The organism is bacterium SCSIO 12643, from assembly GCA_024398135.1.
In the GTDB taxonomy this organism is placed as follows: Bacteria; Bacteroidota; Bacteroidia; order Flavobacteriales_G; family Salibacteraceae; genus CAJXZP01.
In genome coordinates this window covers 2437021-2451978 of the sequence record CP073750.1, presented here as the reverse complement: position 1 = coordinate 2451978, position 14958 = coordinate 2437021, and the positions used below count along the sequence as shown (strand labels likewise).

The window sequence follows — 14958 nt, the reverse complement described above, 5'->3', positions numbered from 1 at the left end:
AATGAAGTTCAGAACTGAAATATTTCCAAAAGAGTCAGCTCATTTAATAGATTATAAAGATGCTATTTTATTTATAGGATCTTGCTTTTCAGTAAATATTCACAACAAACTACATCAACTAAAATTCAATACTGTTTCCAATCCTTTTGGAATCGTATACAATCCTATTTCACTTTCAATTCAGTTGAATCGCATTTTAGACTCACTACTCTATACAGAGTCTGATCTTTATTTTTTCAATGAAAAATGGCTCAGTTTTGATCACCACGGAGAATTTTCTTCCTCCGATTCAGAAGAGTGTTTAAACCAAATAAACGCACGATTAGAACAAGGCGTAAAACAACTTAAAACTGCTAAATTCTTATTTATCACTTTAGGTACTGCCTGGATTTATACACGTGATGCTAATGGAAAAACCGTAAGCAACTGTCATAAAATCCCCGCCAAAGAATTCACAAAAAAACTTGCAGGGACTTCGGATATGGTTCAGGAATTATCCAATGTCATTGAACGTATTAAAGCAGTGAATTCCGAAGTTCAGGTCATCTTGAGCATTTCACCAGTGCGTCATCTTAGTGACGGACATTTTGAGAACCAATTGAGTAAAGGCAGGTTATTTGATACTGTATATCAGCTCAAAAATCAATTCGAAAATGTTCACTATTTTCAAGCATATGAGCTTATGATGGACGACCTGAGAGATTATCGTTTCTATAATACGGATTTGATTCATCCATCAAATGAAGCCATCGAATATATCTGGGAAAAATTCAAATTTAATTTTATTAATGCTTCATCGCTAAATACCATATCTCAAGTAGAAAAAATTATCTCAGCATCTAATCACAGACCTTTTAACTCTAAATCTGAAGCGCATCAAAAGTTTATTGCCAACACGATTCAGCAAATAGAAAAACTTGCACCAGGAGTGTATGGCAATTTTCAAAAGGAAATTGATCAATTAAGATCTAACGAATAACCTTTACGGACATCACCACATCTTCTAATGGTCTATTGTTTCTATCCGTTTTTACCTGAGCGATAGAGTCCAATACATCAAAACCTTCTATCAGTTCTCCAAATACTGTATAGGAATTATCTAAATGAGGTGTTCCGCCAATAGTTGTATAAATCTCCCATTGCTTTTCGGTGAACTCATACTTCTTCATACGCTCATCCACCATCGGTTTTGTTTTATTCAAGATATCTGCACTGGTTAAACGATCTCCGGTTTTCATCGCTTGCATGTATTTATCTAACAACTCTTTATTCTCCGGTTCACTTAAGCAATTCTTAAATTCCACCGAACGATATCTATTCATTCTTCTCTCCTCGAAAGTAGCCAGCTGTAAACTATCAAATACACGTCCCTGAACAATATAAAATTGACTTCCTGAACTCTTCTTTTCAGGATTCGCTTCATCTCCTTCACGTGCAGCAGCTAACGCTCCTTTTTTATGATAAATCCCAGGAACAAATTCTGCAGGGATTGTATACCCCGGTCCACCTTCACCCAACATTTTTCCTTCTGGAGCTCCTTTCGAATTAGGATCTCCACCCTGAATCATAAATTGATTGATCACCCTGTGAAATAATAAATCTTCAAAGTACTTCTCTTTGGTGAGCTTAATGAAGTTATCTCTATGTAGAGGGGTCTCATTGTATAACTTCAATTTCATATCGCCAAACTTCGTTGTGATTTTCACAATCGGCTCTTTTGGTAATTTCTTTTTCATCTTAAAAGAAATCAGGCCCACAGCTAAAATAGCAACAACAGAAAGAGTGGTATACTTTAAATACTTATTCATGATTATTAATTTTTCCAAAGAAAAGAAATGACCTTAAGTAATCGTAATTTCATTTCCATTTTCAGTCACATTTTAACATTTCAAAATTCAAACTCTAATATTTCTTATTCAAGTGGGAAAATTATCTTTGCGCCCCTTAAAAACATATACAAAATGGACTTAGTAAAAGAACTCACGTGGCGTGGATTAATCCATGACATTATGCCTGGAACCGAAGAATTATTACAAAAGGAAATGGTTACCGGATATGCTGGTTTTGATCCAACTGCAGATTCTTTACACATTGGAAATTTAGTCCCAATAATGTTATTGGTACACCTTCAACGTGCTGGACATAAACCGATCGCTTTGGTTGGAGGTGCTACAGGAATGATTGGTGATCCATCCGGAAAAAGTTCTGAAAGAAACCTTTTGGATCTGGACGTGATGAATCAAAATCTGGAAGCACAAAAAAAACAACTACAACAATTTCTTGATTTTGATTGTGGTGAAAACTCTGCTTCTGTAGTCAATAACTACGACTGGTTTAAGGATATGAACTTCCTTTCTTTCATTAGAGATACCGGGAAGCATATTACCGTAAACTACATGATGAGTAAAGATTCTGTAAAAAACAGATTAGCTGGTGAAGGAATGTCTTTCACCGAATTCACTTATCAACTTATTCAGGGATACGATTTTTACCATTTATATACCAATCAAAACTGTAAACTGCAAATTGGTGGTTCAGATCAATGGGGAAACATTGTTACTGGTACAGAACTTATTCGTAGAAAAGCCAAAGGTGAAGGTTTCGCTTTAACAGCACCATTAATCAAAAAGGCTGATGGATCTAAGTTTGGAAAATCAGAAGGTGGAAACGTTTGGTTGGATGCAAAAAAGACATCTCCTTATAAATTCTACCAATACTGGTTAAATTCAAGTGATGAAGATGCCAAAAACTATATCAAAGTATTTACCCTTTTAAGCGAAGGAGAGATTAATGAATTAATTGCTGAACACGATAAAGCTCCGCATGCACGTCAACTTCAGAAAAAGCTTGGAGAAGAAATTACCAAAATGGTACATTCCGAAGAAGCACTTCATACCGCTATCGAGGCTTCTAATATCCTTTTTGGTAAAGCAACTTCTGACAGTTTAAAAAAGCTATCAGAAGATGATTTCTTATCCGTATTCGATGGTGTACCTCAAGGAACATTAAGTGCATATAACGTTAAAGGAATTCTGGATGTTTTAGTCGAGTCCGGATTCTTAAAATCCAGAGGTGAAGCCAGAAGAGCACTTAAAGAAAATTCTATTTCAGTGAATAAAGAAAAGATAAACGAGAGCTTTACTTTATCAGATGAAAACTTAATACAAGGGAAATATATATTACTTCAGAGAGGTAAGAAAAACTACTTTTTAATTAAAATTTAAACGTATATTTAAAAGAAATGGATATTTATTAAATATTCATTTCTTTTTATCTCGCTTTTTACCCTATATTTGCAGTGATGATTTCGTAGTCACTAACCTTAAAACAACATTTTAATCCAATGTCGCAACTTGTCAAAATTCATTCTGATCGCGAGGAAATTATTTCCCAGCTTAAAATCAGACTATATCTAAATGGGATATCTTCTATTACTAAAAAAAGCTTTCAGACTTATAATAATACCGGGTTTTCTGACGACTCGTCTCATATTTTCGAATTGTATATCGACAACCAACATCGCGACAAAGCTTCTCAAATTATTCAAACCGCCATTAAGACCGATTTACATTAAACATACTTTCTTCCAACTCATATATCATTTGACCTATAGTATTAAATTTGCGGTCTATGGGCTTAGGTGGATTATTTGAAAGAAAAAAATTAGATCCGGAAGATTTTTATACCTCCGAAGAAGGGTATATTGTCTTTACTGAATCCTATCATTTAAAACGCGGTCATTGTTGTCAAAGTGGCTGCCGTCACTGCCCATACGGTTTCAATAAAAAGAGAAAAAAGTAATTATGAGTAATTTCCAGGACCTCATCAAAGCTGGTATTCCAGATGAACTTCCAGCATCAAAACCTTATGATCATAGTGTAAGTCATGCACCAAAAAGAAAGGATATTCTGACAGCGAATGAAAAACAATTAGCGGTTAGAAATGCATTGAGATACTTTCCTAAAAAACATCATGAGGTTTTAGCAAAAGAATTTGCTCAAGAGCTCAATGATTACGGAAGAATCTACATGTATAGATTTCGTCCGGATTATGAATTCTACGCACGTCCAATTTCTGAATACCCTGCAAAATGTGAGCAGGCCGCAGCAATCATGTTAATGATTCAAAATAATCTGGATAATCGTGTAGCGCAACATCCTCATGAATTAATTACCTATGGAGGTAATGGTGCAGTTTTTCAAAACTGGGCACAGTACCTACTTACCATGAAGTATTTAAGCGAAATGACCGAAGAGCAAACATTAGCTATGTATTCAGGTCATCCTATGGGATTATATCCGTCTCATAAAGATGCGCCACGTGTAGTTGTTACCAATGGTATGATGATCCCGAATTATTCCAAACCGGACGATTGGGAAAAATTCAATGCTTTAGGAGTATCTCAATACGGACAAATGACTGCCGGTTCTTATATGTATATAGGTCCTCAAGGAATTGTTCATGGTACAACCATTACCGTTTTAAATGGATGTAGAAAAATTGACGATAAGGGTGCAAAAGGTAAACTTTTCGTAACTTCAGGACTTGGGGGCATGAGTGGTGCGCAACCCAAAGCCGGAAATATTGCGGGTGTGGTTTCTGTTACTGCTGAAGTAAATAAAGCTGCGACCTACAAACGTCACGAACAAGGCTGGGTAGATGAAGTTATTTCTGACCTGGATGAACTTGTTACACGTGTCAAAAATGCAAAAGAGGCTCAGGAAACGGTATCTATTGCTTATGATGGAAACATTGTGGATGTTTGGGAAAAATTCGATCAGGAAGAGGTATATATAGATTTAGGTTCAGACCAAACTTCGCTTCATAATCCATGGGCCGGTGGATATTATCCTGCAGGATTATCTTTTGAAGAAGCAAACGAAATGATGGCTGCTAACCCTGAGTTATTTAAAGAAAAAGTTCAGGACTCGCTGCGTAGACAAGTTAATGCGATCAATAAACATACGGCCAAAGGCACTTATTTCTTCGACTATGGAAATGCCTTCTTACTAGAGTCTTCCAGAGCAGGAGCAGATATTATGGCTACGGATGGGTTAAGATTTAAATACCCTTCTTACGTAGAAGACATTATGGGACCTATGTGTTTTGATTACGGATTTGGACCATTCAGATGGGTATGTACTTCTGGTAAACCTGAAGATTTAGAAAAAACAGATCAAATTGCATTGCAAGTGATGAATGAAATCATGGAAAACTCTCCTAAAGAGATTCAACAACAAATGCAAGACAATATCACCTGGATCGAAGGCGCAAGAGCAAATAAATTAGTAGTAGGTTCTCAGGCTCGTATTTTATATGCAGATGCTGAAGGTCGTTCTAAGATTGCCTTAGCTTTCAACAAAGCCATTGCCAATGGTGACATCGGACCGGTAGTTTTAGGTAGAGATCATCATGATGTTTCGGGAACTGATTCTCCATTTAGAGAAACTTCTAATATTTATGACGGGTCAAGTTTTACTGCCGATATGGCCATTCAGAATGTTATTGGCGATTCATTCAGAGGTGCTACCTGGGTATCTATCCACAACGGTGGTGGCGTAGGCTGGGGAGAAGTTATGAATGGTGGTTTCGGAATGCTATTAGATGGGTCTGATGATGCATCAAGAAGAGCTGAAAATATGCTTTTCTGGGATGTAAACAACGGTATTAGCAGAAGAGCCTGGGCCAGAAATGAAGAAGCTAATTTTGCAATCAAACGTGAAATGGAACGTACACCAAATCTTAAAGTTACTTTACCTAATCAGGTGAATGAAGATATTTTGACGGAGTTGTTCTAATAACGTCTAAGCAATCAAATTCTTAAGCCGATACATAATTACGTATCGGCTTTTTTATGATTATTACTTTTTAACGCATCTTACAAAAAGATAATTTGAAAAGTCTTATCGATTACATGTATTATTGCAACGCAAAAAAGGATTTCTAAAATGAACAAAGTACTCATAACAGGAGCAGGTGGTTTCGTTGGTGGACAATTAGCTTTATTCCTTGCAGAAAAAGGAATAGAGGTAAATGCAATGCATAGACCGGGATCTAAACTAAATGTCAACCTCATCAACCATCCACAAATTAATTCGGCACCCGCTGATTTAGTTGATTTAGAAAGCCTGATTACCGCAAGCAAAGATTGTGATCATATTTTTCATCTGGCAGCATATGCGCAGCCTTGGGCGAAAGATATGCATATGTATTATGATGTTAATGTTGGTGGTACGGTTAATGTTTTAAAAGCAGCAAAATCCAACAATGTTAAACGTGTCATTATTACAGCTACCGCAGGTACATTTGGACCTCAGGTAGATGATTCATTGATCACGGAAGAGATTCAACAAGTTCTACCTCCTTTCACAGAGTATGAACGAACAAAGCAAATCGCAAACGAAAAAGTTCAGGAATTTATTGATCAAGGATTGGATATTGTCACTGTGAGTCCAACAAGGATTTTCGGACCGGGAGAGTTAAGCGCAAGTAATGCGGTAACTAAACTTCTGGAAAGATACATGTACAATGGTTTTAGATTCTTGCCGGGTGATGGATCAACTTCTGGAAACTACGCGTATATCAAAGACATGATTAACGGCCATTATTTAGCCGCTGTAAAAGGCAAAAGTGGCGAGAATTATATTTTAGGTGGCGAGAACTTAACTTATAAAGAGCTTCTTCGTGTTTTTGGCGATGTCACTCAAATTAAAAGAAAGCCTGTTGCTGTACCTCTATGGATCATGTTATCAGCCTCAAAAGTGATGCAATTTATGGGAGATACATTCGGTGTAAAACCAGCCGTAACACCTCCATTCATTAGAAAATACATGCATAGTTGGGCCACTGATATTAGTAAAGCAAAAAACGAATTGGGATATCAGGTAACACCTTTTATACAGGCTGTGGAAGAAACTGCTACATGGATACGTAGCAAACATGCAGAGTAATTAAATACTCATTTTATATATCAAATATCCTGCAAAAACCAAAAGTGACAGGATAAGAAGTATCCATAATTTAAAGGGCTTTTTTACTCTGGATACAGAGAAATTTGGTGCTTTCGTAGATGTAATTTCGTAATTATCATCATTATCATTGAAACTGTGATAATTGCTATGCTCCGGGTCATAATCAAAAAACATGGTATTAATCACCCAATAGATTTCTGCAACTTGCTTCGAATAATTCAGCTTGATTTCCACCTTATTATTCAAAATGTCTTTGGTTAACAGCTCATATGAAATCAAATTCAACTTATACCCTTTGACATCGAACAATTTGATATTGTTATATAAGTAGTCTGATATCACTCCTCTGTAAATCTCTCTGTCTGCTATCTCAGGGTCAATATTATGCTTTAACAAAGTATTTTTATACAAGTCATAGGTCAGCGATAATTTTATCTCGCAGACGTAATCGACCTGAAAAATTTCAAAATAAGCTTTTGACTTCAGTGATGACTGAAATGATTTAGACATTTTTTACCATGTTTATTTTATGAAAATTTGCTTTCAGGTTAATTCAAAAGCTAACTATTTGTTTAATAAATCTCCGCTCAGTTAACCGCTTTCACAAGTAATTAACCAAGCGAGAGATTCCACACAAATATTTTAAACTGAAGAGAGAATGTCACGTACACATTCCTTTACCTCTACACTACAATAGTAGTTTGATCTTACGTTTTGTGCAATAGGGGCTACACCCTATTTTTCAATTATAAGTAATTCGCATATTTAGACGCCCAGGTTAGTAAACTATTGTTTTTAGGCTCTAAAGCCAGCTTTTTCGAAATATTATATCGATGGTTTTGAATAGTTTTAGGACTCACAAAAAGTAATTCTGCAATTTCCTTACTTGTCTTATTTTGGGATATTAATCGAATAACCTTCTTTTCTGTTCTACTGAGTAAATCATAGCTTGAAGGCAGCTCAGAATCGGGTTTTATAAACTCATGCAAATCTTCAGAATAAAACTTCTTGCCATTAGATAATGCCTGCAAACACTTTTCTATTTCTTCATTTGCGAAATCCTTAAGCATAAATCCTTCTACGCCCATATCAATGGCCCGAGAAAGAAAAGATTCTTCTTTATGCAAAGTCAAAATTGAAATTGCAATTTCCGGATATTCCCTCTTTACTTTTTGCGCGACTTCCAACCCACTTAACTTTGGCATATCCAGGTCTAAAATCGCAATATTAGGTTGAAGTTTCACAATAGAATTATACGCTGATATTCCATCATTAACTGCATCAATCACACTAAACCCTTCTATCGCATTAATAATTCCTTTTAACCCGGTTAACAATACCGGATGATCATCAGCTATAACTACTTTAAACACAACTCTATGATTTTCTTGGAATTATAAAAGTAAAGTTTGTTCCGACATTGACCTCACTATTTACTTCCATTTTTCCCTTCATTAACTTTATACGCTCACGTAACGTAATTAGCCCCAAACTATTGGACGCCTTCATTTTTTGGTCAAAATCAAAGCCGACTCCATTATCCTGAATTTCAATAATGATCGATTTACTATTAATTGTTGACTTCAGCTTAGCTGACTTCGCCTTCGAATGCTTCAAGATATTATTTAACCCTTCCTGAATAATTCGATACAAATTAATCTCGTTTTCTGCAGTAAGTAACCCATCTATCGGCTCTAACTCATCACTAAATACAATATCACTAGCCATATCGCATTTATCAATCATCAACTCAATTGCCTTGGTAAACCCTAGTCTTTCCAACTGCACCGGGTGAAGATCTTTAGATATAATTCGTACCTCCTGAAGTGTTTCACTCACCAGATCAGAAAGTTTTTTATTTTGGGAAACTGCATCTGTACTCTTGATCAACAATAAATTTTGGCCAATACTATCATGCAAATCACTTGAAATTCTCTTACGTTCTTCCTCTTGAGACTGAATTAATTGTTGGGTAAAATTCTCATGCATCAGTTTCTTTTTCTTTTCCGTACGAATTGAAATATTGGCAAAGGCAATAACAAACACGAAACAGATCAACACAAGCCCTAAAATCATCTTAATTCTTAGATCTTGCTTTTCGATCTGAAGTAATTTCAAATTCTGCCTACTCCTCTCAATTTCCAGATCCTTGTTTGCGGTTTCGTACTTAATTTCAGCTAAACTGATATTCTTTAAACGCTTTTCATTTAAGATCACATTTTTGACTGAATTGTATTTCTCAATATAGATCAAAGCGTTCTCAAAATCTCCCTTGGCTTCGTAGGACTTAGACATTTTAAAATATGCTTTTGATAAGGTCTCTTTCTCATCAAATTCAGAAGATTGCTGAATTGCTAAATCAGCATAATAGATTGCCGAATCCTGATCTTCCAATTCATAATACGTATTTGCCAGACTCAAATATACCCGACCCAAATATTCCTTTTGATCGGAACTATCAATGATTTCAACTGCAGTATTTAAATGTGCAATCGCCTCTTCATATCGCTTATATTCCAAATCCAACTCAGCAGAGGAATTGTGTATTCCGGATTGTAAATCAAAATCATCTCGTTCAATGGATAAATCCAACGCACTATCAAAATACATCACAGCCAAATCTTCCTCTCCCTTTTTCATATAAATCCTACCGATATGGTGATAGGTTTCGGGATCAATAAAGTAATTGGTCTCCAATGAAATTTTTAGATGCTCCAGGGCTTTATCGTATTCTTCCTGATCTCTATAAATAAGTCCAATATTGTTGTGCAACTGTAAAATCTTACTGGACCAGCCTAAGTCTTCAGCCATTTTCAAAGACATAAAAGAATATTCCATTGCTTTATCATACTCTCCAATTCTCCAGTAATTCAGTCCGTATAAACCATAACAAGGCATCTCTACATCCGGGATATTATTTTGAATAGCGAGATTCAAACAGGAATCCACAATACGAATATGTTTTTCATAATTGTTTCGGGTCACTTCCAGTTCTGCTATGTTTAACCAGATCAAAAGCTCCAGTTGCAAATCATTAACGGGTTTACAATGCTCTACAGCCATTAAATACCATTCCTCCGCTCGATCAATATTGCCATTGTAATAATACCAATTCCCAATATCCATTTGAGCAGAAGGGATCATTCTCAATCGATTTACCTGAACCGCCAGATCCACAGTTTTGTTATAATATTCCCACATCTTCACCGTATCAATCGGTTGATAATAATAGGAGATATCCAGATAACAATACAATCTGGCACTATCCGAAATATCCGTTTCGGCTAACTGAATCAAACTATCAATCTTTCTTACCGCATCACTTGAATAGCTCGAAAAAGAAAAAAGTGTCAACAAAAAAGCCAATACAACTATTGGCTTCTTCATGCTTAATTTAAACGATATATTTTTAATCTGAATCATATAACTAAAAGCCTTTCAGCAGGCTTTTTCTAATCGAATCTTTTTGCACCGGAGTCCAGTCACGTTGATAATCAAATAAGGCCCCTTCCCATTCACCATATAGAACATTTGGCAAGACCATAAAATGAGAACCAAACTCGGTTCTTAAACTATCCACTAAGACAGTTCTTTTATTCAATGGCTGCTTATCAAACAACTCTGTAAAATCAGCCAGATTATCTCCAAAAAGCATCAAGATTTCATAGTTCTCAGATACTTTTTTTCTTCTATTGGCTTTGCTCCCTTCCTCGCTTCTCAAAAAGAAATCATTAGAATCCAACTCATTCAAACCTAATTTCTCAAGATTCTTCATCGTATTTTCTAACTCCGCCACTCTTCTATTGGAAACAAAGATCACCTTGACACCCTCAGCTCTAGCAAATTTAATAAATTGAATTGCTCCAGGAACTTCACCTGCATTTTGCAAATCACTCCATGCCTTCCATTGCTCTTTTGAAAAATTGGTATTATCCAAAATTAATTGGGCATTAAAAAAACTATTATCTACTACAGTTTCATCCAAATCCATGACCACAGCAGGTGGTTTTTCATACGGAAAAGCGTGATTTTGTAATTTCTTCTTCAATTGCATTTCGGCCAAATTATAGGTCTGATAACACAATGCTTTATACTCTGCTGCAGTTTGATGCCATAAAACTGCGTTTATAGCCTGGGTTTGAACATTTGAATCTTCAATGATTTCAACCTCTACATTTTTTTCATTGGATTGACATGAAACCATTGCCAAAACCACAACAGCCCATAAAAAGCCTCCTCTAAAACTCATATTATTTTTATTTCAACTACGACATATCAAAACCGCATGTAAACACCGGCTTTTGAATAATTGCTTCTTTTTGCTCTTCAGATACCCCACTCAAGGTCATCATAATTTTTCCGGTTGGAACCTTTGAGAAATTACTCAAGAGTCCCATATCCATACTCTTCATCAAACTGTGCAATGGACTTTTTACATCTTGCCAAAATAACGAGAATGTTACGTTAAACTCATTAAGCACTGTAGTAAACAACCTTTGTAGCTTCTCCTCATGCCCTGGCTTCACATAGATATAATCCAGTGTAATGAACTTAAACTTTTTCGGATTTATATACTGTTTTAATCCTGGAGTGTGCGGTAATATATGCAACATAAAAACGCCTGTTAGCCCACTCATATGTTTCAATTCCCACTCACAAGGATTTGCCTGAACTCCTGCCACAATTTCTCCATTCTCTCTCCAAACGAAATAATTCTCTTTCATGAAAAGAAACTGATCCGTATACACCGAAAAGCTTTTATACTGCGCTCTTAATTTAGAACGCATGCTTTCATAATGTACTTTTTCCAAACGCTCTACTTTAGAACTTCTCTGTGGATGTAATCTGGTAAATGTAAATGTATCAAACTCCCCTACCGGACTTAATCCTAAAATTTGACTCAACTCAGTGGACCTGTAGTTCTCAGCATCAAAAAATGCATAATAAAAGGATGGCAGTTTTATATCTTCATCAAAACTCAACCCATGAACAGCCGGAGAATCGGAGAAATACTTCTGCAATAAGCCCTTAATCAATCCGGGCTTTCCATGTCTACCTCTTTTCTCTTTTGAAGCTTGAAGTTTTTCATTAAACATGAAATACCGGATGTAATATGCATTCGCTTTACCAAAGTCTTCTTCGATCACACGTAAAGCAGTTGTCACAGTAGCCTTAATGTGATCACTTTGATTTAAATACATAAAGTATTTGTTCTGTAATTGGTTCATTCGCTCATCAATATCCTTATGTAGATATTGCGCACCTGTGGAGCCAACAGTCATATTTCGGAGCATTTCAAGAACTCGATCTTCTAGTATGGTACTTACGCCCAACTCAAAGCTTCCTCTTTTAAAAATCTCTACTTTTTTATTTTCCATTTTTCTGTTACGAAAATTTCAACACCCCAAATATGAACTTCAAAAATAGTCAGTTTTGCATGCCAAACTTTGCTATTTACAACTATTTTTACACGGTCACAAAAGCGGCTTCAGTAATCATATGATGATCAATCAACAATATCTGGATGAACAACTTAGGTCTCTCAAACAGAGTTATCATAATTGTCACCCATATCCTCATATTGCCATAGATCATTTTCTCACTCAAAAATCAGCCCAAACTATTCACGAGAATTTCCCTCTGGTAACGGATAATGTTTGGACGCATTATGTTCATTTTAATGAAAAAAAACATGGTTTGACCAAAAAAGAGTTCCTTCCAAAATCGGTTCAACAACTAATTGATGAAATGTCTCAACCCCAATTTATAAAATGGTTGGAAGCATTAACCGGGATCGAAAATTTGATTCCTGATCCTGATTTGGAAGGTAGCGGGTTACATCAAACACTTAAAAACGGTTTTCTAAATATTCATGCCGATTTTACAGCACATCCAAAACGTAGCGACTGGCAACGCAGAGTCAATGTGCTGATCTATTTCAACAAAGATTGGAAACCTGAATGGGAAGGAGCTTTAGAACTATGGGATCAACAAATGGAAAGCTGTGTCAAGAAAATTTCACCTGATTTTAATCGAGCAGCTATTTTCAGCACTGGTAGAGAAACCTACCACGGTTCTCCCACTCCATTAAAATGTCCTGATCATGAATCCAGGAAGTCTATCGCCATGTATTATTACACACATTCAACGGTGTTTGACAAAAAATCTACCATTTACAAGCCCAGACCGAATGAGCATCAAAAAAAAGTGTTCTTTTGGTTCGATAACTTTCTGATATCTTCATATAGTCAATTAAAAAACATTTTTGGTTTGGATGACGCTATCATAAGTCGAATCCTCCAATTCTTCAATAAAAAATAAACTATCAAATGGATAGAAATAAACTCATCATAATCGGTGTTTCCATCTTTTTTTTCATGCCTTTTTTAGGGGCGGTTCATTTGTTTGATTGGGACGAAATCAATTTTGCTGAAATCGCCAGAGAAATGATCATTACTGGTGATTATCTAAGACCACAAATCAACTACCAAATGTTTACGGAAAAGCCACCTATGTTTATGTGGATGCAAGCTTTATCCATGAACATTTTTGGAATGAATGAATATGCTGCTCGCTTTCCCAATACAATTGCTGGATTAATTACGCTACTTCTACTCTACACCGCAGGAAAAAAGCTTTACAATAAACAATTCGGACTTTTATGGGCAGGAGCTTATTTCGGAAGTATTCTACCTCATCTATATTTCCGATCCGGTATTATAGATCCATGGTTTAACCTATTCATCTTTTTAGGACTTTATCACATTATTCTGTATTACTGGAAAAAGGAAAATGATCCTAATTTCGGGTTTTCCAGATCGAAATGGTCTTACCTTATTCTTGCGGGGATATTTACCGGTCTGGGTGTTTTAGTTAAAGGCCCTGTAGCGTTTCTAATCATTTCATTAGCGCTAGGTGTATATTGGGTTACAAAAAAATTCAGATTCTATTTGAACATCATTGATTATGGTGTTTTTACCATCGTTACCATTTTAACGGCATCCATTTGGTTTGGAGTGGTTTCGCTCCTTCACGGCCCTCAATTCGCAATAGAATTTACTATTAGACAATGGGAACTTTTTTCCCAACAAGATGCCGGACACGGAGGCTTTATAGGGTATCATTTTGTGGTATTACTGATTGGAGTTTTCCCTGCAAGTATTTTTATGATCAGAAGTATGGGCAAAACCGTTGAGGGTTATCCACATCAAACGGATATGAAGAAATGGATGACTATTTTATTTTGGGTGGTCCTGATCCTTTTTTCAATCGTAAGCACTAAAATCGTTCACTATTCTTCTTTGGCTTATTATCCAATGGCTTATTTGGCTGCATTGGTTATTTATCAAATGGACAAAGGCCTTATCAACTTCTCCCTTTGGATGAAAATTCTGATTGGGTTCATCGCATTTGTTTTCGGAATCGCTGTAATCGCACTTCCATGGTTAGGAATGCATATTGAGATTTTAAAAGAACTGGCCGCAGCTGACCCTTTTGCTGTAGCCAATATGGATGCTGAAATTAACTGGACCGGGTTAGAAGCGCTCCCGGGAATATGGTTAATCGTTATTACAATAGCAGGTATGGTATTAATCTCCCAAAACAAAACCTATAAAGGAATTATCTGGCTATTTGGGGGAACAGGAGTTTTTGTATTTCTAACATTGACATTGGTTATTACTAAGATCGAAGCAATTACTCAAAATGCAGCCATAGAATTTTATAAAACCAAAGTAGATTGTGATTGCTATGTGGTATCAGAAGAATATAAGAGCTACGCGCAGCTGTTTTATACGAAAATACCTCCACATACAAACCCAAATAGGCTTAGTAAAGAATGGCTCAAAACGGGTGACATTGATAAAGACGTTTTCTTTGTTGCAAAAATCACCGGAACTCAATATTTGGAAAAGTTGCCAGATGTAGAACTATTATATGAGAAAAACGGCTTCACTTTCTGGCATAGAAAAGCAATAAAATAAACTAT

General features: G+C 36.0%; 14 protein-coding genes. 8 read left to right on the top strand and 6 right to left on the bottom strand.

Annotated features, from left to right (window positions below):
* The first annotated feature begins 1 nt into the window (after position 1).
* Complete coding sequence (locus KFE94_10435; protein UTW65097.1) at positions 2 to 979, top strand: GSCFA domain-containing protein; 978 nt, start codon at positions 2 to 4, stop codon at positions 977 to 979.
* Here KFE94_10435 and KFE94_10430 read toward each other — a convergent pair.
* Positions 969 to 1808 carry a peptidylprolyl isomerase gene (locus KFE94_10430; GenBank protein ID UTW65096.1) on the bottom strand — a complete coding sequence of 280 codons (840 nt, stop codon included), beginning with the start codon at positions 1806 to 1808 and terminating at the stop codon, positions 969 to 971. The two genes, KFE94_10435 and KFE94_10430, sit on opposite strands and share 11 nt — an antisense overlap.
* Before the next feature lie 153 nt (positions 1809 to 1961).
* Between KFE94_10430 and KFE94_10425 the strand changes: the two genes are divergently transcribed.
* From KFE94_10425 to KFE94_10405, 5 genes are all read left to right on the top strand, one after another.
* Positions 1962 to 3224 carry a tyrosine--tRNA ligase gene (locus KFE94_10425; GenBank protein ID UTW65095.1) on the top strand — a complete coding sequence of 421 codons (1263 nt, stop codon included), beginning with the start codon at positions 1962 to 1964 and terminating at the stop codon, positions 3222 to 3224.
* Positions 3225 to 3343: 119 nt separating this feature from the next.
* The gene (locus tag KFE94_10420; protein UTW65094.1) at positions 3344 to 3574 is read left to right on the top strand and encodes a hypothetical protein; all 231 of its coding nucleotides are present in this window, start codon (positions 3344 to 3346) and stop codon (positions 3572 to 3574) included.
* Positions 3575 to 3630: 56 nt separating this feature from the next.
* Positions 3631 to 3801 (top strand): hypothetical protein, encoded by a 171-nt coding sequence (locus KFE94_10415; GenBank protein ID UTW65093.1) that lies wholly within the window; start codon positions 3631 to 3633, stop codon positions 3799 to 3801.
* A 2-nt stretch (positions 3802 to 3803) separates the two neighbouring features.
* Positions 3804 to 5798, top strand: a complete 1995-nt coding sequence (locus KFE94_10410; protein ID UTW65092.1) for a urocanate hydratase — start codon at positions 3804 to 3806, stop codon at positions 5796 to 5798.
* Between the two features lie 150 nt (positions 5799 to 5948).
* Positions 5949 to 6950 carry an NAD-dependent epimerase/dehydratase family protein gene (locus tag KFE94_10405; GenBank protein ID UTW65091.1) on the top strand — a complete coding sequence of 334 codons (1002 nt, stop codon included), beginning with the start codon at positions 5949 to 5951 and terminating at the stop codon, positions 6948 to 6950.
* Here the strand turns inward: KFE94_10405 and KFE94_10400 are convergent, their stop codons facing one another.
* The 5 genes from KFE94_10400 to KFE94_10380 form a co-directional block, all read right to left on the bottom strand.
* Positions 6951 to 7481, bottom strand: a complete 531-nt coding sequence (locus KFE94_10400) for a hypothetical protein (protein ID UTW65090.1) — start codon at positions 7479 to 7481, stop codon at positions 6951 to 6953.
* Between the two features lie 236 nt (positions 7482 to 7717).
* A complete protein-coding gene (locus KFE94_10395) occupies positions 7718 to 8344 on the bottom strand; it encodes a response regulator transcription factor (GenBank protein ID UTW65089.1) in 627 nt (208 codons plus the stop codon).
* Between the two features lie 4 nt (positions 8345 to 8348).
* Positions 8349 to 10358: a tetratricopeptide repeat protein gene (locus tag KFE94_10390; GenBank protein ID UTW65088.1), complete on the bottom strand. Its 2010-nt coding sequence runs from the start codon at positions 10356 to 10358 to the stop codon at positions 8349 to 8351.
* A 40-nt stretch (positions 10359 to 10398) separates the two neighbouring features.
* The gene (locus KFE94_10385; protein UTW65087.1) at positions 10399 to 11220 is read right to left on the bottom strand and encodes a 5'-nucleotidase, lipoprotein e(P4) family; all 822 of its coding nucleotides are present in this window, start codon (positions 11218 to 11220) and stop codon (positions 10399 to 10401) included.
* 16 nt (positions 11221 to 11236) lie between these two features.
* Positions 11237 to 12349: a hypothetical protein gene (locus KFE94_10380; GenBank protein UTW65086.1), complete on the bottom strand. Its 1113-nt coding sequence runs from the start codon at positions 12347 to 12349 to the stop codon at positions 11237 to 11239.
* 124 nt (positions 12350 to 12473) lie between these two features.
* Between KFE94_10380 and KFE94_10375 the strand changes: the two genes are divergently transcribed.
* Together KFE94_10375 and KFE94_10370 are read left to right on the top strand one after the other, a co-directional pair.
* The gene (locus KFE94_10375; protein ID UTW65085.1) at positions 12474 to 13292 is read left to right on the top strand and encodes a 2OG-Fe(II) oxygenase; all 819 of its coding nucleotides are present in this window, start codon (positions 12474 to 12476) and stop codon (positions 13290 to 13292) included.
* 8 nt (positions 13293 to 13300) lie between these two features.
* Positions 13301 to 14953, top strand: a complete 1653-nt coding sequence (locus KFE94_10370) for a glycosyltransferase family 39 protein (protein UTW65084.1) — start codon at positions 13301 to 13303, stop codon at positions 14951 to 14953.
* Positions 14954 to 14958: the final 5 nt, after the last annotated feature.

Coding starts and splice junctions, on each gene's coding strand:
- KFE94_10435 (UTW65097.1), top strand. CDS start 2: ATGAAGTTCAGAACTGAAATATTTCCAAAAGAGTCAGCTCATTTAATA.
- KFE94_10430 (UTW65096.1), bottom strand. CDS start 1,808: ATGAATAAGTATTTAAAGTATACCACTCTTTCTGTTGTTGCTATTTTA.
- KFE94_10425 (UTW65095.1), top strand. CDS start 1,962: ATGGACTTAGTAAAAGAACTCACGTGGCGTGGATTAATCCATGACATT.
- KFE94_10420 (UTW65094.1), top strand. CDS start 3,344: ATGTCGCAACTTGTCAAAATTCATTCTGATCGCGAGGAAATTATTTCC.
- KFE94_10415 (UTW65093.1), top strand. CDS start 3,631: ATGGGCTTAGGTGGATTATTTGAAAGAAAAAAATTAGATCCGGAAGAT.
- KFE94_10410 (UTW65092.1), top strand. CDS start 3,804: ATGAGTAATTTCCAGGACCTCATCAAAGCTGGTATTCCAGATGAACTT.
- KFE94_10405 (UTW65091.1), top strand. CDS start 5,949: ATGAACAAAGTACTCATAACAGGAGCAGGTGGTTTCGTTGGTGGACAA.
- KFE94_10400 (UTW65090.1), bottom strand. CDS start 7,481: ATGTCTAAATCATTTCAGTCATCACTGAAGTCAAAAGCTTATTTTGAA.
- KFE94_10390 (UTW65088.1), bottom strand. CDS start 10,358: ATGAAGAAGCCAATAGTTGTATTGGCTTTTTTGTTGACACTTTTTTCT.
- KFE94_10385 (UTW65087.1), bottom strand. CDS start 11,220: ATGAGTTTTAGAGGAGGCTTTTTATGGGCTGTTGTGGTTTTGGCAATG.
- KFE94_10380 (UTW65086.1), bottom strand. CDS start 12,349: ATGGAAAATAAAAAAGTAGAGATTTTTAAAAGAGGAAGCTTTGAGTTG.
- KFE94_10375 (UTW65085.1), top strand. CDS start 12,474: ATGATCAATCAACAATATCTGGATGAACAACTTAGGTCTCTCAAACAG.
- KFE94_10370 (UTW65084.1), top strand. CDS start 13,301: ATGGATAGAAATAAACTCATCATAATCGGTGTTTCCATCTTTTTTTTC.